Origin of the sequence: Sulfitobacter geojensis, assembly GCF_000622325.1 — a bacterium.
Classification (GTDB): Bacteria; Pseudomonadota; Alphaproteobacteria; order Rhodobacterales; family Rhodobacteraceae; genus Sulfitobacter; species Sulfitobacter geojensis.
Genome location: NZ_JASE01000005.1, coordinates 241756 through 262826, shown reverse-complemented (window position 1 = coordinate 262826; position 21071 = coordinate 241756). Strand labels below are relative to the sequence as shown.

Genomic DNA, 21071 nt, shown 5'->3' with positions numbered 1-21071 from the left:
TCCTTTTCAAAGGCTGCGGCGCAACAGGGCATCGGCGGCGATGGCATCTGTTGGCGTGCAGAGGAGGGGATTTATTTCAATCTCTTGCAGATCATCGCGATGGGCAATGGTGAAATCCTGAACCGCGTTGATGGCGCGCAAGATGGCGGGGAGATTAACAGCGGGTTTGCCGCGATAGCCCAGTAGCATTGGTGCGATACGCAGGCGGTTAAGGGCGGTGATGATTTGATCATCCGTGGCAGGGATCAAAAGCGAAACGGTGTCGCCCAGTATTTCGGTCAATGTGCCGCCCGCGCCTAAGGTCAGGACAAAACCGTGTGCGGGATCGTTGATCACACCGACCAGCAGTTCGACGATTGTGTCTGTGATCATCTGTTCGATCAGGAAGCTGGAGGCGCTCATCGACTGCGCGGCGGCGCAGGTCTCTTCGCGGGAGGTGAGGTTAAGCTTTACCGCGCCCGCTTCGGTTTTATGGGCGATGCCTTCGCCCTTTAGCACCTGTGGGAAACCGATGTCTGGCGCAATTTCCTGCACCGCGCTGATGGAGGTGCATCGGGCTGATTTGGGAACGGCGAGACCAAAGGCCGCAAGTGCGGTTTTCGCTGCGCCTTCCGGTATGAGTGTCGCTGCTGTGCCTTGGTTTGGCAAAGTGAGCGGATCGGGGTTGTGGGGGATCAGTGTGGCGGCAACGCAGGCGGCAAGTGCTTCGCTTAGCCCGTTGAAAGGCACGACACCCGCCGCCATGAGCGTACGCGCGACCGTTTCGGGCATAAGCTCGGGCAGGGTCGCTGCCATTCCGTATAGCTGTCCGGTTTCGCGCGCAGCCCCGATGGTCGCGTCAATTACGCAGTCCCAATCGGAGGGATCACATAGATCGGCACGGGGGAAATCGACGATAAGCAAGGTTATGGCGACGCCAGCATCGGCCATTGCAGCAAAGGTGCGGGTCATCGCGGGTACATCACGCCAGATATAGGTGTGGTAATCCAGCGGATTGGCAAGCGCGACACGCGGGCCAAGGGCGGCACGCAGATCGGTTTTCTGGCGGGCATTCAGCGGGGGGAAGGTGACGTGGTGGGCCATGCCGGTGTCCGCGGCAAGGCTGGCCTCCCCGCCAGAACAACTGATCGTCGCGACAGTGTTTTGCGACAGCGGACCGGCAATGTGCAGAAGTTTGAGTGTTTCCAGAAACGTCGGCAGATCATCGACCCGCGCGATGCCAAGACGGGAAAGCAGTGCGGCCGCGCCAGCGTCCTGTCCGGCCAAAGATGCGGTATGCGACACGGTGGCGGCCCGCGCCTGATCCGAACGGCCCACTTTGATCGCGACGATAGGTTTGCCCAGATCGCGCGCGCGTGCGGCCAGAGTTTCGAAGGCACGCAGATCGCCGACCCCTTCGATATGCAGACCAAGGGCCGTCACGCGGGGATCATCCAGCAGGGACATACCGATGTCTGCGATGCCCGATTGCGCCTGATTGCCTGCTGTGACGACATAGGCGAGGGGCAAGGCGCGGGCCTGCATGGTGAGGTTGATCGCGATGTTCGAGCTTTGCGTGATGATCGCAACACCACGATCCACCCGCGTGCCGCCATGTTGATCCGGCCACAGCAGCGCACCATCAAGGTAGTTGATGAAACCATAGCAATTGGGCCCAAGGATCGGCATGTCGCCAGCAGCAGTCAGGAGTGCGGTTTGCAGATCGGCACCTGAGGCATCTTCGGCCTGTGCTTCCAGAAAACCGGAGGCAAAGCAGACAGCACCGCCTGCGCCCTGCGCGCTAAGGTCGGCAACGATGTCAATCGTCGCCTCGCGGTTCACGCCAATGAAGGCCGCGTCGGGGGGATGGGGCAGATCACCGATGCTGCGAAAAACCGGCAGCCCGTCGATGGTGTCGCGTTTGGGGTGCACAGGCCAGATGTCACCGGTAAACCCCATCTTGCGAGATTGCAGCACAACCTGTTTGCACCACGCGCCACCGCCCACAACGGCGATGGATTTCGGCCGCAACAGCCGGTTCAGATCGCGCGACATTCAGGCCCCCAACGGACGCAGCAGATCACGCGAAATAATGTGACGCTGGATTTCCGAAGTCCCGTCCCAGATGCGTTCAACACGGGCGTCACGCCAGAACCGTTCAATCGGGAAATCATCCATCAACCCCATGCCGCCAAATATCTGCAGAGTGGTGTCTGTAACGCGTGCTAGAGCCTCTGATGCGTAAAGTTTCGCACTGGCGATTTCGCGGTTTGCAGGCAACCCTTGATCCAGCCGCCAAGCTGCTGAAAGGGTCAGCAAATCAGCTGCGTCGATCTCTGTAATCATATCTGCAATCTGGAACGAGACACCCTGAAACTTACCAATCTGCTGGCCGAATTGTTTGCGTTCAGCGGCGTAGTTCAGGGCATAGTCAAAACAGCGCCGCGCCCGGCCCACGCTGAAGGCGGCGACGGTGATACGGGTGGCATAAAGCCATTCGTTCATCACGGCAAAACCACCGTCAACCTCGCCCAGCACCTGGGCGTCGGGCAGGCGGCAATTGTCGAAATAGAGGATGCAGTTTTTATAGCCTTTGTGGCTGACCGAATTATAGCCATCGCGCACCTCGAACCCCGGCGTGCCACGATCGACAAGGAAGGTTGTAATACGTTTCTTGGGACCTTTGGGGGTTTCATCAACGCCGGTGGCAATGAAAACGATAAAGAAGTCGGCATGTTCAGCGCCGGAAATGAAGTGTTTCGACCCGTTGATCACCCAATCCCCGCCATCGCGTTGGGCACTGCATTTCATCCCGCGCACGTCTGAACCGGCATCAGGTTCCGTCATCGCCAAAGCGTCCATGCGTTCACCGCGCACGGCAGGCAACAGGTAGCGTTCGCGTTGTTCGTCGTTGCAGGCCATCAGGATGTTTTGTGGGCGCCCGAAAAAATGCGTGAGCGCCATGGACCCACGGCCCAACTCGCGTTCTACCAGCGTGAAATCAACATGAGACAGACCCGCACCGCCGACGCTTTCGGGGAAATTACAGGCGTAAAAGCCCAGATCAATGACTTTTTGCTTGATCTCTTCGCCCAGTTCGTGGGGCACTTGTCCGGTGCGCTCGACCTCGGCTTCATGGGGGTAAATCTCCTTTTCCACAAAGCTGCGCACGGTAGAGACGATCATCTCTTGTTCTTCGCTGAGGCCAAAATGCATAGGGGTATCCTTTATCGGTCGGTTTTCGTGACCTTAGGCAGATCAGCGCGGAAATCTATCTGCTAAATGCGACATCGCGCGGCAAAAGTTAATCTTCTGTTTACTGCTTTCGAGGCAGAACAAAGGGAGGGCATGGCGCAGATTGTCAGGCCCTGCGGGATGGGCCCGCCCAAAAAGGAAGATGATGATCCGTTCGTTCAAAACGCCCTTCACGCGGCCCCAGCTTGGGGCGTACCACCACGGCGTGATGCAATACCACTACCGCGATGTGATGTGTAACAAATCGCCGATTGATATCGCGCTATATCTGCATCTGATCCATGCGGTTCAGCCCGCCACATTCATTGAAATAGGGACGAAATTCGGCGGTTCAGCCATGATGTTCCGTGATGTGGTCAGGATGTACGGTTTGCAGACGCAGATCGTGTCGATTGACCGCGCACCGCCGGATGTTGACGACCGGTTTGACGGTATCCGCTTTGTCGCCGGGGACGTCATGGCGTTGGAGCAGACTTTTGAACAAAACGCACTGTTCGATCTGCCACGCCCGTGGATATTGTCAGAGGACAGCGCGCATACGTTTGATGCCTGCATGGCGGTTCTGGAGTTCGGCGCGCAACATCTGCGGTCGGGTGAATATCTGATCATGGAAGACAGCGTGCTGGCCGAGCTGGATCTAGCGGACCGGTTTGACGGCGGCCCCAGCCGCGCGCTGGAAACCTATTTGACGCAACATCCCGACATCTACGATATCGACAAAACCTATTGCGATATGTTCGGGGTGAATGCGACGACCAATCCCAACGGCTATCTGCGAAAGCGCTAGGATGGGTGTTCTTCAGCCAAAGTTTGACCCTAGGGCTTTTGCCGAAGACATCCGGCTGGTGATCTGGGATCTGGACGACACATTCTGGGACGGCACCCTGACCGAAGGGGGCATAAGGTATCGCGATGATCATCATGCGCTGGTAATCGAACTGGCCGCACGCGGGATCATGTCGGCGATCTGTTCCAAGAATGACGCAAGCGATATTGAGGCGCTGCTAAAGGAGCGCGATCTGTGGGATTACTTTATCTTTCCCAGCATTGATTGGACCCCGAAAGGGCCACGGATTGCTGCGATGCTGGGGCAAATCGGGTTGCGCGCGCCATCGGTGCTGTTTCTGGATGACAATCCCATGAACCTTGCGCAAGCAGCAGACGCCAATCCGGGGTTGAATGTCGGTTTGCCAGATTTGATCTCCGATCTTTCGGATGCGCCACAGCTTCAGGGCAAGCCCGATCCGGAATTCAGGCGACTGGCGCAATACAAGATCAAAGAAAAAAAGCTGTCGCGTCAGGTGGTGTCGAGGGCGATACGATCGCGTTTTTGCGTAAATCGAACGTGCGCGTGCAGATCGAGTATGATGTAGAGATGCATCTGGACCGCGCGATTGAATTGATTAATCGGACCAACCAGCTTAATTTTACCAAAATCCGACTGCCCGATGATCTGCAAGCGGCGCGCGCCGAGCTTGCCGGATTGCTGGCGTTGAACACAACTGATGCCGCGTTGATACGAGTTTGCGATGATTTTGGCGACTATGGTTTTGTCGGTCTTTATCTGACTGAGCGACTGCATAACGTTCGGAAAATAAAACATTTTTGCTTTTCATGTCGCATATTGAATATGTACATCGAACACTGGACTTACGCACATCTGGGACATCCGCCAATGCAGATCGCCGGTAGCGTTCTGTCAGATGTGATGCAGCGACCTGTAAGAGTGGACTGGATTGAGCCCACCACAGCACAGGAGATGTGCACCGCAAAAGCGGATCCGATGCTCCGGTTTGATCATATCATCGCGCGGGGCGGCTGTGATCTGGCCAGTTTGATGCACTATTTTGCGTTGCACACGGATGATCTGACCGAGGAGTTCAACCAGCCATTGAATGGGCAAATGTTCCGGCGCGATCATTCCTCATTTTTGATGCCGGCACTTGAAACACCTCTGAACGAGAAACAGCATGCGGCGGCGGCATTGCTTGGTTACGCGGACAGCGATTTCACCTCGCAACTTAGCGTCATTCCACAGGGCCGAACGTTGTGCTTCCTCAGCTTTTGGGCGGACGCCGACATACCGGAATACCGCCATAACGAAACAGACTTGTCTTTGCCCTATTGGCTTGTGGGTGCGCAGAATCATGATTTGATTGCCAAAACTGAATTGCGCGAAGCAGTGGCAGAGACGGATGTGCAACGCCAAAGGCTGGGTATTCTGACCCGCGACTTTACCCATCAGGGGTTGTTGTCAGACGTGGAAATGACGCGCAGATATACGCGAATTCTTGACCATATTTCGCAAGATGCACAGGTGGTGATTGTATTGGCCCCTGAACGCGGCCCGTTACACTTTGCCAACCCGGACAGACCGCCCCATCCGCACCATCAAAGGTTGAATGTGAATCTTCGCTCCGTCGCGCGGGGGCGCAAAAATATCATCCTGCTTGATCCGGCAGATTTTATTGAGGGAGCAGAGGATATGATTGATCTGAACCACTTTAAACGACCCGTGTATCACCGGATGTACCAGAGCGTTATCGAACGGTTAAGCGCGGAATACGTGGGAGAATCTGATGTCTAAGGCGCTGTTTTCCAACCTGTTTCTAAGTGTCGGCGCGATGAAGGCGGGAACCACCTGGCTTTATGCTGTTCTATCGCGCCACCCCGCGCTGCATTTCGCGATGGAAAAGGAAATCCATTATTTCTACCACCGCTATGTGAACCCGAACCAGCTTAGCGAAGCCTATCGGCTGCGCGAGGCAAAGAACCGGTATCTGTTCCGGTTTGATCCCGAGAAGGCAAATATTGATGCCATTCGCGCAAACCTCCATTGGGTCGCGCAATATCTCAGCAGGCCTGTGGATGACTACTGGTATCGCAATCTTTTCCATATGCGCGATCATCAGCAATATGCTTGTGATTTTTCAAACTTGCATGCGCAACTGCCGATGGAGGCCTGGCCGCAGATTTCAAGCAAATGCGACCGGTTGCGGGTTCTTTATACAATGCGCGATCCGGTGCAGCGGTTGTGGAGTCATACCAAATTTCATCTGCAATTGACCGGCCATTTGGACAAGCTGGACACTTGGGGTCCACCGGAATTTGCTGAGTTCATCCAGCGTCGCCACATATGGGTAAACGCCGAATATGGAACGGTATTGCGGAACCTCAAGGGGGGGCTTTCCCCGGAGATGTATAAGGTTATTTTCTACGAGAACCTGCATCAGGACCAGCGGGGAACCCTACGCGGAATTGAGGATTTTCTGGATCTGCCGCCGTTTGACTATCCTCAAGCGGTACTGGAGCAGCGGTTCACGGAAAGCGTGAAGCACAAGATGCCAGCGTTTTTTCCGACCCTTGTTCGTGAGGACGTTATGCGGATTTGCGACGAGGTGTCGGCGGAGGGGTATCAGGTGCCTGACCGTTGGACCGTTCCTGCACCGGTCGACGCGTGAGCGAGGAGATTTCGCGCATGGCGCAGCAGCTTGAAATCGTCGCGGTTGGCATCTTCCAAGACCCTGCGCATGTCGGGGGAAACGGATTGAACGGAATTGTGGCCCGATGCGTTGGCGATCACGGGCTGCCAATCGAATTCAGGGAAGTGAGGTTTGATCAACACGCTTAACCGGGCCATCGCGGCGTCAAATTCTGAAACCAAACCCAAAATACCCGTCCGCGCGATCAGAGCGGCAGCGGTTTGTGCGCGCGTCAATTCATCGGCCATTGGGTCTGAGCTAAGTGCCGCCAGACGATGGGTTTGAAAATTGCGACACTGGCGATCGCCGTTTGTCTCAAGTCGTGCGTGAACGTAACCGGCAAACCCGTTCTGGCGGGCCAGTTGCGCCCCGCGGGTATCGGCTTTTTGTGTGCGTTCGAAGCGGTAGGCGGAGGCAATCCGGTCAACCGGATCCCGCAGCAGGATGATCGGAATGATGCGAACGTCGGGAAGGGTGGGTAAGACAGTTTGTATTGTATGGGAAGAAAAGGCGATTGCGTCGGGGTTGCCGTTAATCCAGCCGGCGATATCGCGAGTTTTGTCAGGGCGCGGATCAGGAAATTCCCGGGTGACCCAGCGCCCTTTGAAGTTTTGCTGCAGGATATGGTCGACAGAGGTGCCAGCGTTTTTGAATAGATGGTTATGAAGGATAATATGGCGCATCGTTTGATCAGGCCCGACTGCCATACATATCCGCCGCTTCAAAAGCTGCCCGCATCAGGTCGCGCCCCCGTTGGAACGAAAAGCTGTTGTGCATATACCCGCGGGCATTCTGAGACAGGGTTTCCCACAAGATATCATCGTGGCTTAGCAGATCAATCGCATCTGCCCATTCTTCGGGTCGTTGTGCAACGATGCAATCATAACCGGAACGTAGCCCGATCCCTTCGGCAGCGACAGGACTGAGGACGCAAGGAATGCCATGCGAAAGCGCGCCAAGCACTTTGCCCTTGATGCCGGCGCCGGACAACAGCGGTGCTACGAAAACACGGTGAGCGTTATAAGCATCAGCGGCATTGTCGATAAACCCATGCGGCAGGATATGGTCGGTTTGCAGGGCACGAATATCGTCCCCCATGCCAGAGCCGTAGATCGAAAGATGCGCAGAGGGATCTTGTGAGATCAGCCGAGGCATCACGTCGCGGACAAACCACTGGATGCCTTCGGTATTGGGGTGATGGCGAAAGCTGCCCAGAAAGGACAGACCCTTGCGGGCGCGCGCGGCGGGAATGGCGCTGGGGACATCGACAACCCAAGGGCAGGTGACAACGGTGGATTGCCCGTCAGTATAGGCCTCGATCACCGAATGTTCGATGTCATTATAGGACAAGACCACATCGACATTGCGGATCACCTCGATTTCCTCGGTACGGGTTTGACGCGCGCGTTCGAGTTTGCCTGCGTCATCTTCGCTTTTGGCGGTGCGCAGTTCGCGCAGGAAATGCAGGTCGGCGTTGTTGAAAAGCACGCGCGCATTCGGGGCCAGCCGCCGGATCTGTTCCAGAACGGTCTGCGCCACATAGTAGCGGGTGATGTAAAAGGCATCGAATTCAGCGGCATGCCGGTCAAGGTATTCGCCGGCGTTCATATAGAACGGGGCATAGATGACTTCGACACCGGACTTTTGCAGGTCTTCGGTATATTTGCCCAGATGCGCCATGTTGGTCGAAACAAAGGTAACCTTGTACCCCAGCGACTGCACCAGCCGCATTTCTTGCAGGGCCGCATATGAACCGGCATCCTTGTCGGCGCGGGGCGGTGCATAGTCGATGAACAGAACACGGCCGACAATGCCGCGATCTTTTTCGAGGTCGGGCGATTGCCCTTCGACCCCGTGAGGTCCATAGGCACTGGCCCAGTTGCGTTTGAACTTGGGGCGGTTGATTTCCTGAAATTTTTTAAACCCGGTGGTGACATCGGTGCCAGAGGTCATTCCTTCGAAGTGGTACACAACCGAAGAGGGAACGAACCACGTGGTGTACCCAGCCGCCCGCACCTTGAAGGCGAAATCCGTGTCCTCAAAATACATGGGTTCGAGATAGGCGGAGAGCCCGCCAACTTCGTTCCACACGGAAGCGGGCGCGAGCATGGCGGCGCCTGACAGATAATCGGCCTGGCGTGCATAGCAAAAACGCGGATCGTTGGCGTTTTGCCTGTTCCCGTAGTTCCAGGGATTGCCACTGCCCCAAACAATGCCACCTGCGTCTTGCAGATCACCGTTGGGGTAGAGCAGTTTCGAGCCAACCAACCCGACATTCTCGAACCGGTCAAAGGCGGCGAGCAATTCGTCCAACCAGCCGTTGGTCACTTCGACATCGTTATTCAAAAGCGCAATAAATTTCCCCCGCGCGCGTTCCGCCCCCGCATTGCAGGCGCGGATAAAGCGCTGGGCGATGGGGTGGCGCACGAGTGTAATGCCGGTGACCAGTTCCTCGATATGCGAGGTTGCGTCGGTAGAGGCATCATCGACCAGGATCACCTCGAAAGAGACCTTGTTTTGAGCGATCAACAAGGAGCAAAGCGCAAGGTAGGTCAGATCAACGTGGTTATGTGCCGGTATAATGACCGACACATCGGGGTTGTCGACTTTGGGAAAATGCAGGGGTTTGAAGGAGACGTTCGCATGCCCCCCTTCAAGGGTTTCGACGGCGTGCAGAAGTTGGGCGAAATCGGTTTCCGGCTTGGCCGTCGCCATCAGCGCCTTCAGGGCATTGTACCGATAGGGGGTTGCTGGCAGCAGCGCATTGGGGAAAGGGGCGCAGGATTCCCGCCGCATCACGTCCTCGGGCGTGAGAATGCAGGGCATTAATTGGTGATCCTCAAACAGGACAACCGACCCTGATTTGTCTTTGAGCGCGAGGTGGCGCACGTGACCGTTCAGGTAGCGCGCCGGCAAGCGGATGACATTGTCGCCCTGCGTGATCTGCAGGGCTTGAACGCATTCCCCGTCAATCGAAAGCACCAGTTCCATCGCTTGTGCAGACTGGCACACCAATGTGTGACCATAGTTTTCGCGCACCGAAAATTCCGGTTTGGACATCGGTGTGATGGGAAAGACGTCATGACCCATCTGTACCGAAAGCCCCTGACCGGCGGCCAGCATGTCGGGCAAATCGGCGCTGAGCCATTGCCCGTCGGAGACTTCGGTGCGTCCGTATATCCATTCGGGTTCAAGGATCAGAGTTTCTGATTCTTCTGATTCCGCACCCGCCACATGAACGTCGGCAAGAAACAGAAAGGGTTCGGTGCCCTTGTTGTCGGGCAAATGTTTGCGATATTCGATTTCGAAACTGACATCACAGCTTTCAAAATGTTGAGGAAGCGGGTGGCGGACATGCGCGTATCCGCTGCGCGCGGTGCCCCCTGAATGCGCCGTGTCGAAAGGAAGAAAGTGCCGTTCTTCTTGCTGCGAGACGGGATCGCGAAAGATAAGGCACAGGCTAGCGGCAGCGCGATGGGCCGCAAGGCTGGCTTGGAAAACCATTCCGTCCTTGACCTCGGGCACCGAAATTTTGTTATCGAAAAAGATCTGGCACTGTGCCTCGAAGCGATTGATCATGACCTGAACGGTCTGGCTGCCACTCAGCGTCCAATCGTCAAGATGGTTCACCCAGCAGGCATAGACTTCCCCGGGAAGGGATTCTGCGGGAAGTGAACTGGAGCGTTGCGCCATGTTCTGCGTATCCAACCGCAGGGTCGCCGCACGTTTAAGGATGGGTGCCGGGTTGTGGGCACAAGTTTCGAACGGGGCAAGCGCACCGCCCAATCTGATTTCCATCGGTCGGTCGGTCGCGGTTTGATCAACGTTTCCAAAAACCTTGCCGTCCAACATGACAAGGCAACGCAATTCCGATGAAAAATCGAGTGACATGGATGGGTGACCTCTTGTTCCTGCGCAACTGCACATGATTTCCGAAGGTCACTACCGCATAGATTGTCTTAAATTTGAGTTAACTTTGATTAAGCGGGTCTTACTTATCCAGAATGTCCCGATGATAGCGGTTCAGAAGGAACAGTCCGGCCATCGTCGTCATTGCGGCCACTGCAAGAGGATAGGCGATAGAGACATAGGTGGGTTGATAGAACGGATAGAATCCGTCGCGCATTAAACCGGCAATGTGCACGATCGGATTGAACCACAAGTAATCCGAATAGGGCTGTGGAACGCTTTCGAAAATGAAAAATACACATGATACCAAGAACAATGGACGGTTCAGGATCGACCACGCTGTCTGCCAGACCGGATAGGCGAGCGTGAGAAAACTGTTCAATGTGCCGATGCCAATAGCCAGCGCAACTGTCAAAAGATAAGCTTGGCTGATTTTGGAATAATCCAGCGTTGTCATCGGTTTAAGGAAGATCAGGATAAACCCCAAAACGATGCAATGTACCATCATCTGCGTCAGGAAGTTCAGGATGAACCGCGCGATCAAGGCATCGAGAAACGTGATCCTTGGATAGGTTAACAGGGCGCGGCTGAATTGGATTGTCTGCGCCAATTTGGTGGAAATATCGGTGTACATCATCAATGGCAAAATGCCTGCCGCGTAAAAAAGCGCGAAACTTGTCCCCAAAGGGGGCGTTCTGAAGCCGACGGAAAACACGAGCGTTAGCAGTGTAATTCCCGCGGCAGGTTCTAGGATTGCCCAGATATATCCCCCGGGGGATCGACCATAAGTTGTTGTGATTTCACGCAAAACCAGCGCACCAATAGCGCGGAGCGTGGCATGGGAACGGGTGTGGGACCTTAGTTTGGTCGAGATTTCTGGATGGATCGACATCTGTTACCTCTCCGCAGTTCAAGGTTACCAAAAATTAACCTTAACGAGCATATTCTTTCATAAAGACAACCAAAAAGTTAACGTACATGCCGGACAGCTCCCAAGATGATGCGCAATTGATTGGCAAAATCAGGCATCTCAAACATTCAGCGCAGAGTGGTGCGGCACCGGCGGGTGCGGCCGCTGGTGTCGATCTGTCAGAACCGGCCCCTGCCCGACCGGTTGGCCCGGACATTCCGAAATTTAATATCAAACCACCGGCCAAACCTGCGCGCCCGCGCAAAAGACACCGGTTTCTGGTGTTCACCTTTATGTTGCTTGTGGTCAGTCCGATTGTCCTTGTTGCCTATTACCTGTGGACCCAAGCGGCGGATCAGTATGCCTCTCGCGTTGCCTTTTCTGTCCGTACCGAAGAACAAAGTTCAGCCATCGAGCTTTTGGGGGGCATTACAGAGCTTTCCGGCTCCAGCTCGTCCGATACCGATATCCTTTTCGCTTATCTTTCCAGTCAGGAACTGGTGTCACGGGTCGATCAGCGTGTGGATTTGCGGACGGTCTGGTCTCGCATCAACATAGAACAAGACCCGATATTTGCCTTTGATCCTGAAGGAACAATCGAGGATTTGCAGGAGCATTGGGAGCGAAAAATCTCGATCATCTACGACAGCAGCACGGGTTTGATTGATCTTGAAGTGCTGGCATTTGATCCGCAAGATGCGCTGCGGGTCGCGCAAGCGATCCTTGATGAATGTACTGCGATGATCAATAGCCTGTCGCGCATCGCGCAAGAGGATTCTATCCGCTTTACCCGCGAAGAACTGGCAAGTGCCGTCGAGCGGTTAAAGACAGCGCGGCGCGCCCTGACGCAATTTCGCAACCGGACCCAAATTGTAGACCCCAGTATAGATACGCAAAACCAGATGGGGTTGTTGGTGACTTTGCAGCAGCAATTGGCAGAGGCGTTAATTGACCATGATCTGTTGCAAGATACAACGCGCGAAAATGACCCGCGGATTACGCAAGCGAAGCGGCGGATCGAAGTGATCGAGGGACGGATTTCATCCGAGCGCGGTAACCTTGGGCTTGGCGTTGATGGCGAAAGTGGAGAAGCCTTTGCCAATTTGGTGGGGGAATACGAAGGACTAATTGTGGATCGGGAATTTGCCGAAGCAGCCTATGTCGCGGCACTGGCGGCGCATGATTTAGCATTGGCCGAAGTCCGAAAACAAAGCCGCTATTTGGCCGCCCATGTAAAGCCGACGTTGGCAGAGAGAGCGCAATTTCCAAAGCGGGAACTGATCCTTGCGCTGAGCGCTGTGTTTTGTTTTTTCACGTGGTCGATTCTGTGCCTGGTGTATTATTCGCTTCGCGACAGAAGTTAAGCATATGATCTATCTTGAAAACTTGACCAAACATTTTCCAACACGCGGTGGACGCCAGACGATTGTCGAAAACCTTACGGCTACTTTTCCGACCGGCGCAAGTGTCGCGCTTTTGGGCCGGAATGGTGCGGGTAAAAGCACCCTCTTGAAACTTATCGCGGGGACGATCCGGCCGACGTCCGGTCGGGTTTTATCAACGGGTAGCATTTCCTATCCAGTTGGTTTTCAAGGATCGTTTCATCCTGATCTGACAGGGGTGCAAAACACCCGATTTGTGGCGCGGCTTTATGGCGTGGACAGCGACGGTCTGGTCCGGTTTGTTGAGGATTTTGCCGGGTTGGGAGCACATTTTCGCATGCCGTTGCGCACCTATTCTGCGGGCATGAAATCGCGCCTGTCGTTCGGCGTGTCGATGGGCATTCCGTTTGATACTTATCTGGTCGACGAAGTGACCTCTGTCGGGGATGGGGCGTTCCGACACAAGAGTGTTCAGGTTTTCGACAAAAGGAATGAAACCGCCGGGGCTATTGTTGTAACCCATTCTGCGCCGATGGTGCGGCGGCTGTGTAATATGGCGGCGGTACTTGAGCGCGGGCAGCTGCATTTTTATGAAGACCTTGATGCAGCATTGGAGCATCACGAATACAATCTCGCGCTTCCACCTGAGGGTTAGCGGTGCGCAGAACCGACCGCACAAGTGCACGGGCGTTGCGTGCAAAAATAGCTGGTGCCCAATGCGCACGCCAAACCCGTTTAATGCTCGCGCGCAGAGTGGCGGCGTTGCGATCGAATTCATTCAGTAGGGCAATGATCCGTTTTGCTTCATGCGCAAGGTTTTGGTCGCCCATAACCAACCCGCAAGGGTGTTTTGAAACAAGATCGTTTGCACCGTCAAAATTGCGCAGGATGATCGGTAGCCCAGCTTCGAATGCTTCGAGAGCACCGATTGGCGTCCCCTCGTACCGCGAGGTCAGCAAATATGCGTCTGCGGTACTGATGGGTTGGCGTGCATCTGGCAAGGGACCCGTAAACGTGATCCGATCGAAAACCGCTTGAGTGGTCAGCGCGGCGATGTTGGACTGGAATTTAAGATCGTCTGTGCCCGGTCCACAAAGGGTAAGCCTAAAATGGTCCGGAAGTTCAGCAAGAAGCCGGATCGCGACATCGTAGTCTTTTTGACGACCAGTTCGGCCGGTCATGACAAGCCTTTTGATTCCGGTCTTGTGCACCTGTGGAAGGGGGCGCAGGTTCGAGCAATTTGGTAAAATGTGAATACGATGACGGGCTAATCTGGTTGCATGTGCGTCCCTGGCCATCCACCCTGCCATCCGGTGATTGAGAAATACCAGATCCTGCGGTGGGCAGGTTGCGACAAGCAGTTTTTCCAACCCCTTACAGATGCGATGGACCAGCGGGTGATATCCGCGCCCGTATGGGAGACCATGGTGGGTAAATACAACCGGACAGTTGGGTTTCCATATCCGAAAGGCCAACAGCAACCGGCAAACCAGCACCTGCAACCGTGCGTGGACCCAGATCATGTCGGACGCCTCGTTTCTAAGGGTGTTCAAAAGGCTGGAAATTCCGTGCCAATGGTGGCGCAAGGACGGGCGGTTGGTCAGCCCTTTGATCACGATGTGTCGGACCTTCATCTCCTGCAAAGCGGTATAGCCACCTTCGTCCTTGTCGCTGATGACGGAAAGGTCGGCTTCTTCCTGCAGGACGGAGACCAGATGAAGAATATGACGCGGCACGCCTGAGGGGCGCCCGTCCCCGCCCACCAGCGTGATTTTCGGTTTAAAACTATAGTCGGCCAAGACTTGCAGCCCCCCAATATCCCAGCGTGTCAGCGCGGTGTTGGCGATACAGAGAAATCCGGCGCATGGCCGCAAGTCGCGCCAATGTGGATTTGCGGCGGGCTTGGGAAAAGCGGCGACAGATATCGCGGGCTTGTGGTGTCATCAGGTCCTCTATTGCGAACAAAGCCTGAAGGTTTCCATCAATTCGTCGGGAAAAGACGCCGCGCAGGACACCGGATTTTCGATGGATTTGTGCAAGCAACCCTTTTCCGGCCCCGATGACATTGCGGGGATGTTGTCGGTAAAAAATGGCAGGCGGGCCGTTGTCAAAATGAACAATGCCACCCGTCGCCGTCATCAGCAAATACAGCCACCAATCATGGGCAAAAACAGACGGCGTCCGGCAGGCGGCATGCTGTGCAAGTCGGGCAGCGGCAGGATTGAGCATGATGGTGTTTCCAGTTGCCACATTTTCAATGAGCGCATTGCGCAGGGTGAAGGGGCGCATCATTTCCGGTGAAGTGACTTGCCGGTTTGTTGTTGGATACCAATAGGTTTGTCGTCCGCAATACAGCGCGGGCGTAGATCCGATATTGTTTAACTGCCGCAGGGCGCGGGTAAGTTTTTCAGGGTGCCAGACGTCATCCTGATCGGCGAAACTTACATATCCGGCTTCCTTTGGAAGGGCGCATATCATGGACATGAAATTATGCGAAAAGCCTCTGCATGGTCCGACGTTAAGGGTTACCTGACCCGGATGGGATTTCGCGAAATCGCTTAAAATGGCCAGACTGTTATCGGTCGATCCATCATCGCTGCAAATCAGGTGCCAATTGGCGTGGGATTGCCGTGATATACTTTTCAATTGGGCGTTCAGGTGGTCCGCACCATTGTGGATACCCAACAGTATCGTGACCTTTAAAGGGCGGTCGTGGGAGGTTGAATTGCTTGTCATGTCCATCTCAGAACAAACTAAAAAAGTTCACAAATTGTTAAGTGTCGTCAATTAGTTCTCGTCCTGACCGCGACAAAGGAGAGTTCTTGTGCCGAAATTGCCCTTGCTGACATTGCTTAAGCGGTTCCTGTCGGTCGTGAAGCAGGAGGGCGTGGGGCAGGCGGTTCAACGGGCGTTTGACTATGTTTCTCGGCGGGTGCGCGGGTCGGGAATTGGCTCGGTATCCTTGGTGGCCGGTTCAGGCGCCAAAGCGCCCGACCAATACCTGCATGGGGTCTGGCAGGCGCTGGCACAGCAAGAGGCTTTTCACGTGCTACAAGCGCCAGCTCTTGAACGGGGGCGGCGCCAGATTGCGATGATTGCTGATTTGAATCTGCCGCAATGCCGGAAATACCGTGTTGAGCAACTTGCCGGGTTCTGGCGGAGCAGGGGGGTTGAATTCGAATATTCACATTATCAGGATATCCCGCGTGCAGCACGGATCATGCAACACGCAACCCATCTTATGGAATATCGACTGCAAACAGGCACGGCGGCGGACATGATCCGGTACGAGGCGCGGCGGCTGCGACTGCCAATTCTTTATGATCTGGACGACCCACTGTTTTCGGTTTCCGCTTACGAGACCTATCGAAATATGGAAGCTCTGGACCCCACAATGAAGAGCCATTTTGTGTCGGAGGCACCGAAGTACCTTAGCATGATGAACGGCGCTGATGTCTTGTCCGTTTCGACCCCCGGCATGGCAAAGCATGCGGCGCTTTATACGGGTCGCCCGGTGCATGTCAGGCGCAATTTTGCCGATGCACAGACACTTCAGGCGGGTGCCGCAGCAATCGCTGAACGGGGGGATAAGGACGGGCTTTTTCGTGTGGCATTTGCAAGCGGATCACAGGGTCACGAGATTGATTTGGGCGAGATCATCGCCCCCCTGTCAGAGTTTATTCAGTCTGACCGAAATCGCCGGCTGATGCTCATCGGGCATTTTGATATGACACACCTGCCTGACGGACTGGAGACGCAAGTCGAGACGGTGAAGTTCCTGGATTATGACCGTTATCTTGCCAGCCTAACGCGGGCGAACTGTACCGTGATGCCGCTTTGTGATGATGCATTCAACCGATGCAAAAGCGCTGTGCGGGTATTGGATGCGGCGTCCGTTGGCGTGCCCGCGATTGTTGCAGATGTCGGTGATCTGCCCACTGTTGTGAAAAACGGCGAAACAGGGTTTGTGGCGCGTGAACAACACGACTGGATGAATGCCTTGCGCGCGATGGCGGCCAGTCCGCAGATCGCAGAGAGGATGGGTCAAAAGGCCCGTTCCAATTTGGAAAATCATTGGCAGGCCTCTGACCAACCTCATATCATCGCGCCTGAACTGCTTGAGTGGGTTGAGGCATGAATGCGCGCCATATTCTGGTAGCGAATGTGTTTTTCGCGCCTTTCAGCTATGGAGGTGCTACAGTTGTTGCCGAACAGGTTGCATCTGCGCTGGTAAAGAAGGGTGGATATCGTGTGACGGCCGTGTCCCTTTGTGCGCGCAACGATCTTGCCCCTTATGTTGTGATCAAAAGCCAAAAAGGGAGCATTGTTAATTATTTAATCAATGTTCCAGAACATCGATCATATGCCGATATATATAACAACCCTGAGGTCACCGCGCGACTGGCCGAGTTGATCAGCGCGCTGGAGCCCGATTTGATCCATGCGCATTGCATTCAGGATATCGGCACAGGCATCATAACCGCGGCGGAGGCATCGCATGTGCCGGTAATCCTGAGCGTGCATGATTTCTGGTGGCTGTGCGAGCGGCAGTTCATGATCAAACTGGATGAAAAGTACTGCGGTCAAAACCCCGTTCGAATCGAAAACTGCAAAGGTTGCGTGGATAATTTCTGGGCCGCGAAGATGCGGTTCAATCATCTGAAAAGCATGAGTGAAAAGGTAGCGCTGGTCACCTATCCGTCGCAGTTCGCAAAGGATTTGAGCGAGGCGTCTGGCTTTGCCGAAGGGCGCGGTGTTGTTTGGGAAAACGGGATAAAACCGCCGGATCGGGACTTTTTCGATAAACAGGCAGCGCGCCGTACACGGGACACTAGAATTACGTTTGGTTATGTTGGCGGGCCCGCGCAGATCAAGGGCTGGCCGCAAATCGAACAAGCCTTTACCGACCTGAAGACGGATGATTTCAGGGGTCTTGTCGTTGAAGGCAGCCGCGACAATTCCTGGTGGCAGGAAAAACACTTGCGCAAGCTTTCGGGCGCTTGGGAGATTTACCCCCGCTTTGAACAGCACAACATGGATGACTTTTACGCCGAGATTGATGTGCTGCTGTTCATGTCACAGTGGAAGGAGACCTTTGGCCTTGCCATCCGCGAAGCATTGGCGCGCGGCATCACAGTGATCCAGACCGATAGCGGTGGCACGGTTGAACACGGTGCTGTGCGGTCGGAAAACCTGATCCCGATCGCAGCCCCGCCTAACCGTCTGCGTGATGCGGTTTCGCAGGTTTTGCAAAAGGACAGGCGAAACAGACCGGTCTATCCGGTCGTTTGCTTTGACGATCAGGCGCAGGCATTTGCGGCGCTGGTGGATCAAGTTCTGCATGACACTGAACGCGCCGCGTGACTTAGAACACAAAATCATTTTCATCCAAATCGGTTAGGTTAACGTGGGTCAGTTTGATCGAGCTGTTTCCACCGGTGTTGATCACGACGTCCTGACCCGACTGATTGGCCGCGTTGAGCACATCCGTGAACCGATTTAGGCTGTCCAGTCCCGACAGGTCGATGACCTCGTTATCGTTCAGCGCATCGAAATCGCCAATCGTATCGTTGCCATGGTTGTTCCCGAACAAGAACTCATCCGCATTAAAGCTGCCGAACATCATGTCATTGCCTTCGCCGCCGATGATCGTGTCAAATCCTGCGTCGCCGTAAATCGTGTCGTTTTCGGTGCCGCCGTCTATGATATCATCGCCTTGGCCGCCAAAAAACGGTCGCCGCCCTCGCCCCCCCACATTGTGTCGTTGCCTTCCTGGCCAAACACTCCGTCGCCCGCGTCACCGCCGAAAATCCGGTCATCACCGCGTCCGCCAAACAGCCGGTCGAACCCGAGACCACCGAGCAAGATATCGTAGCCATCCTCGCCATAAAGATTGTCCGACTGGTGGCCACCGTCCAGCACGTCATCGCCGTCACCGCCGTTCAACAGGTCGAAACCGGCGTTGCCGAACAAGGTGTCGTTGCCGCCTTCACCAAAGACGCCATCGACACTATAGCCATAGTTGCTGCCGGCGCTGATCCAGTCGTTGCCTTCACCGCCCCAGACGCGATCGGGGGAGGAGCCTGCCCAGACGCGGTCGTGTCCGGATCCACCCCTGATTTGGTCAAAACCGTCGCCGCCCAGCATCACATCATTGCCAGCACCGCCCGAGAGGGAGTCAGCAAAGGTATCGCCGGAGATTGTGTCGTTCCCGTTGCCCCCGTCGATCGTGTCAAACCCCGCCGCACCAAGTAAAAAGTCGCCATCGTCGCCGCCGTGAATCAGATCGTTCCCGCCTTCGCCATTCACTGCATCGCGGCCTGAACCCGAATGAAGCGTATCGTTCCCCAAGCCACCGAAGACGCGGTCATTGCCGCCACCGGTTGTGATTTGGTCGTGGGCATTTGTGCCGCCATTGTCGTTTCCGCCGCGGTTCAGGGCATAGGTGGGTTCGTTTTGCCACGCGGGGGCAAGTGTTTCAGGATCAATTCCTGTCGGATTTGCGCTGGATCCAGGGTTTGAATCAGGGCGCGCCGGACCCGTACCGCCGGGATATAGCGCGGGGTCGGTTTGAATGCGGCCGCCGGTGATAAGGTTCGTCGTGTCAAAATCCTGCGCATAAAACCGTGATCCGTCAGCTGAGCGGACCTCTAACACATCTGCGCCCAGCCGAAACTCGGCACCCCAACTTTGCGACACGATGGTCATTTCGCCAAAGGCACCGGTTTGGCTAAAGTCGGTCATGTCAATGCGGTCGTACCCCATCTGAAAGTCCTGAATAACGTCTCGTGCGCCGTCTTCGGTCAGTACAAAGGTATCAAGCCCGCCGTCACCGCGCAGCGTATCGGCACCGGCCCCGTCGAGCAAAATGTCGTTGCCAAAGTTGCCGTTCAACCGGTCATTGCCTGCGCCGCCGGACAGCACATCATCACCAACACTGCCGTTCAGCGTGCTGCCGGTCGCGCTGGCCCCCAAATTGATGCCGAGGTTGGGCAGAGCAACTGAAAATTCTGCCAGATAGGGCGCGGCTTCGGTAGAGACCCAGAACCGCAAGCCATCGGGCGTTGACATAGCGTCGATCGAGGTGATGCCACGCAGGGGCGTAGCTGCTTCCGCTGGCATGGCGTCGATATGCTGGAGCCGGCCACCAGGCAAAACCGTGAACATGCTGACCCCGCTATCGGACCCTGCCGCGAGGACAAAGTTCTGACCGTCAACCGTGACGCTGGTCACGTGGCTGGCATCGGCGAAACGGGTACCCAGACTGTCGATCAGGTGATCCACGGGCACCATGCCTTGGGGAGTGACAGAAAATGTGGAAAGTGAATCACTGCCCGACCCTGCAACCACGACATAGAGTTTACCGTCGCTGGAAGATGTCACGGTCAATGCGCCAGGGCGATCAACCCAAAACCCGTCACTGGCATCGACATCGTTAATATGGGTCATCGTGCCATTCGTGCCTTGGCGAAACATGCTCACGGTGTCTTCGCCCTGATAGGTGACGAAGGCATAGGTTTGACCGTCATGTGTGGCGCTGGTGATGCCGGTCGCGCGTTCGCCCTGCATGGCGCTGCCTTGGTTGATGTTGGACACGTTCAGGGTGCTGCCTGTGCCAAACGAGAGATTGACCAGCCCGCCATTACGCAGCGCACCAAGGCCGGTATTGCCATCGCCAATCAACTCCATTTCCGAAAGCCCGCTGAGGTTGCGACCGGCAGCCGAATAAGTAACCCCGCCATCAATGGCAGTGCCGGCACCGTCACTGTCCAGTCGAACGCCGGTCAGAGCGCTGTTGTTCAGGCCAGCCATGTACAGTTGCTGTGTGCCGCCCAGATCGTGCAACACCAGATCGGTGGTTTCCAGTTGCAAAAGATGGGGGGCAATGCGCCATTGTTGATCCAGCACAGTGTTGCCCGCGCCGCCACCCAGATCATAGGCCGACAGCCACCCATCCCCACGGGTTGCAGCGAACAACATTGGCCCGCCCGCGCCGTCCACGACCGTGATATCGTTCAGCCCGACAAGGCCGAATTCCTCGGACGTGGGCAGCGCCCCGTGATTGGTGAATACCGCTCTGACAATAGATCTGTCTCCTCTTTCGATGAGACTGGTCATGTTGTCGTTTCGTGGAAGCTGCGGGGTCGGAACATG

At 55.5% G+C, this 21071-nt stretch carries 16 protein-coding genes and 1 pseudogene; 8 read left to right on the top strand and 9 right to left on the bottom strand.

The window, feature by feature from the left end; genetic code table 11:
* Window positions 1–6: 6 nt before the first annotated feature.
* Both Z947_RS0103300 and Z947_RS0103295 read right to left on the bottom strand, forming a co-directional pair.
* Window positions 7–2034: an acetate--CoA ligase family protein gene (locus Z947_RS0103300; RefSeq protein ID WP_025042888.1), complete on the bottom strand. Its 2028-nt coding sequence runs from the start codon at window positions 2032–2034 to the stop codon at window positions 7–9.
* Entirely contained in the window at window positions 2035–3195 is a 1161-nt protein-coding gene (locus tag Z947_RS0103295) for an acyl-CoA dehydrogenase family protein (protein WP_025042887.1), read from the bottom strand.
* A gap of 184 nt (window positions 3196–3379) precedes the next feature.
* On the opposite strand from Z947_RS0103295, the gene Z947_RS0103290 reads away from it, so the two are divergent.
* From Z947_RS0103290 to Z947_RS0103275, 4 genes are read left to right on the top strand one after another with little or no spacing between them, the layout of a single operon-like run.
* Window positions 3380–4021: a CmcI family methyltransferase gene (locus Z947_RS0103290; protein WP_162171861.1), complete on the top strand. Its 642-nt coding sequence runs from the start codon at window positions 3380–3382 to the stop codon at window positions 4019–4021.
* Window position 4022: 1 nt separating this feature from the next.
* The gene (locus tag Z947_RS21430) at window positions 4023–4607 is read left to right on the top strand and encodes a hypothetical protein (protein ID WP_025042885.1); all 585 of its coding nucleotides are present in this window, start codon (window positions 4023–4025) and stop codon (window positions 4605–4607) included.
* Window positions 4565–5821 carry a hypothetical protein gene (locus Z947_RS21425; RefSeq protein WP_156026618.1) on the top strand — a complete coding sequence of 419 codons (1257 nt, stop codon included), beginning with the start codon at window positions 4565–4567 and terminating at the stop codon, window positions 5819–5821. Before Z947_RS21430 ends, Z947_RS21425 begins: the two co-directional genes overlap by 43 nt.
* A complete protein-coding gene (locus Z947_RS0103275; protein ID WP_025042883.1) occupies window positions 5814–6695 on the top strand; it encodes a sulfotransferase family protein in 882 nt (293 codons plus the stop codon). Before Z947_RS21425 ends, Z947_RS0103275 begins: the two co-directional genes overlap by 8 nt.
* Here the strand turns inward: Z947_RS0103275 and Z947_RS20775 are convergent.
* The 3 genes from Z947_RS20775 to Z947_RS0103260 form a co-directional block, all read right to left on the bottom strand.
* A complete protein-coding gene (locus tag Z947_RS20775) occupies window positions 6650–7399 on the bottom strand; it encodes a sulfotransferase family 2 domain-containing protein (protein ID WP_025042882.1) in 750 nt (249 codons plus the stop codon). The genes Z947_RS0103275 and Z947_RS20775 overlap by 46 nt on opposite strands.
* Window positions 7400–7406: 7 nt before the next feature.
* Window positions 7407–10607 carry a glycosyltransferase gene (locus Z947_RS21420; protein ID WP_025042881.1) on the bottom strand — a complete coding sequence of 1067 codons (3201 nt, stop codon included), beginning with the start codon at window positions 10605–10607 and terminating at the stop codon, window positions 7407–7409.
* Window positions 10608–10707: 100 nt separating this feature from the next.
* Window positions 10708–11517: an ABC transporter permease gene (locus Z947_RS0103260; RefSeq protein ID WP_025042880.1), complete on the bottom strand. Its 810-nt coding sequence runs from the start codon at window positions 11515–11517 to the stop codon at window positions 10708–10710.
* Between the two features lie 86 nt (window positions 11518–11603).
* Here Z947_RS0103260 and Z947_RS0103255 point away from each other — a divergent pair, with 86 nt between their 5' ends.
* Both Z947_RS0103255 and Z947_RS22315 read left to right on the top strand, forming a co-directional pair.
* A complete protein-coding gene (locus Z947_RS0103255; RefSeq protein ID WP_025042879.1) occupies window positions 11604–12899 on the top strand; it encodes a KpsE/RkpR family capsule polysaccharide export protein in 1296 nt (431 codons plus the stop codon).
* A 4-nt stretch (window positions 12900–12903) separates the two neighbouring features.
* Window positions 12904–13572: an ABC transporter ATP-binding protein gene (locus Z947_RS22315; protein WP_025042878.1), complete on the top strand. Its 669-nt coding sequence runs from the start codon at window positions 12904–12906 to the stop codon at window positions 13570–13572.
* 73 nt (window positions 13573–13645) lie between these two features.
* Here the strand turns inward: Z947_RS22315 and Z947_RS21775 are convergent.
* Window positions 13646–14653: pseudogene (locus Z947_RS21775) on the bottom strand (glycosyltransferase family 4 protein); the annotation flags it as partial.
* 49 nt (window positions 14654–14702) lie between these two features.
* Complete coding sequence (locus Z947_RS0103235; protein WP_025042876.1) at window positions 14703–15653, bottom strand: glycosyltransferase; 951 nt, start codon at window positions 15651–15653, stop codon at window positions 14703–14705.
* 88 nt (window positions 15654–15741) lie between these two features.
* Here Z947_RS0103235 and Z947_RS0103230 point away from each other — a divergent pair, with 88 nt between their 5' ends.
* Window positions 15742–17055, top strand: coding sequence for a glycosyltransferase (locus Z947_RS0103230; RefSeq protein WP_025042875.1), 1314 nt, complete (start codon window positions 15742–15744; stop codon window positions 17053–17055).
* Window positions 17052–18281 (top strand): glycosyltransferase, encoded by a 1230-nt coding sequence (locus Z947_RS0103225; RefSeq protein ID WP_025042874.1) that lies wholly within the window; start codon window positions 17052–17054, stop codon window positions 18279–18281. The genes Z947_RS0103230 and Z947_RS0103225 overlap by 4 nt, the downstream gene beginning before the upstream one ends.
* A gap of 1 nt (window position 18282) precedes the next feature.
* On the opposite strand, the gene Z947_RS0103220 is transcribed toward Z947_RS0103225, so the two are convergent.
* Together Z947_RS0103220 and Z947_RS22030 are read right to left on the bottom strand one after the other, a co-directional pair.
* Complete coding sequence (locus Z947_RS0103220; RefSeq protein ID WP_156026616.1) at window positions 18283–18672, bottom strand: calcium-binding protein; 390 nt, start codon at window positions 18670–18672, stop codon at window positions 18283–18285.
* Complete coding sequence (locus Z947_RS22030) at window positions 18618–21035, bottom strand: calcium-binding protein (protein ID WP_025042872.1); 2418 nt, start codon at window positions 21033–21035, stop codon at window positions 18618–18620. The genes Z947_RS0103220 and Z947_RS22030 overlap by 55 nt, the downstream gene beginning before the upstream one ends.
* Window positions 21036–21071: the final 36 nt, after the last annotated feature.

Coding starts and splice junctions, on each gene's coding strand:
- Z947_RS0103300 (WP_025042888.1), bottom strand. CDS start 2,034: ATGTCGCGCGATCTGAACCGGCTGTTGCGGCCGAAATCCATCGCCGTT.
- Z947_RS0103295 (WP_025042887.1), bottom strand. CDS start 3,195: ATGCATTTTGGCCTCAGCGAAGAACAAGAGATGATCGTCTCTACCGTG.
- Z947_RS0103290 (WP_162171861.1), top strand. CDS start 3,380: ATGATCCGTTCGTTCAAAACGCCCTTCACGCGGCCCCAGCTTGGGGCG.
- Z947_RS21430 (WP_025042885.1), top strand. CDS start 4,023: ATGGGTGTTCTTCAGCCAAAGTTTGACCCTAGGGCTTTTGCCGAAGAC.
- Z947_RS0103275 (WP_025042883.1), top strand. CDS start 5,814: ATGTCTAAGGCGCTGTTTTCCAACCTGTTTCTAAGTGTCGGCGCGATG.
- Z947_RS20775 (WP_025042882.1), bottom strand. CDS start 7,399: ATGCGCCATATTATCCTTCATAACCATCTATTCAAAAACGCTGGCACC.
- Z947_RS21420 (WP_025042881.1), bottom strand. CDS start 10,607: ATGTCACTCGATTTTTCATCGGAATTGCGTTGCCTTGTCATGTTGGAC.
- Z947_RS0103260 (WP_025042880.1), bottom strand. CDS start 11,517: ATGTCGATCCATCCAGAAATCTCGACCAAACTAAGGTCCCACACCCGT.
- Z947_RS0103255 (WP_025042879.1), top strand. CDS start 11,604: ATGCCGGACAGCTCCCAAGATGATGCGCAATTGATTGGCAAAATCAGG.
- Z947_RS22315 (WP_025042878.1), top strand. CDS start 12,904: ATGATCTATCTTGAAAACTTGACCAAACATTTTCCAACACGCGGTGGA.
- Z947_RS0103235 (WP_025042876.1), bottom strand. CDS start 15,653: ATGACAAGCAATTCAACCTCCCACGACCGCCCTTTAAAGGTCACGATA.
- Z947_RS0103225 (WP_025042874.1), top strand. CDS start 17,052: ATGAATGCGCGCCATATTCTGGTAGCGAATGTGTTTTTCGCGCCTTTC.
- Z947_RS22030 (WP_025042872.1), bottom strand. CDS start 21,035: ATGACCAGTCTCATCGAAAGAGGAGACAGATCTATTGTCAGAGCGGTA.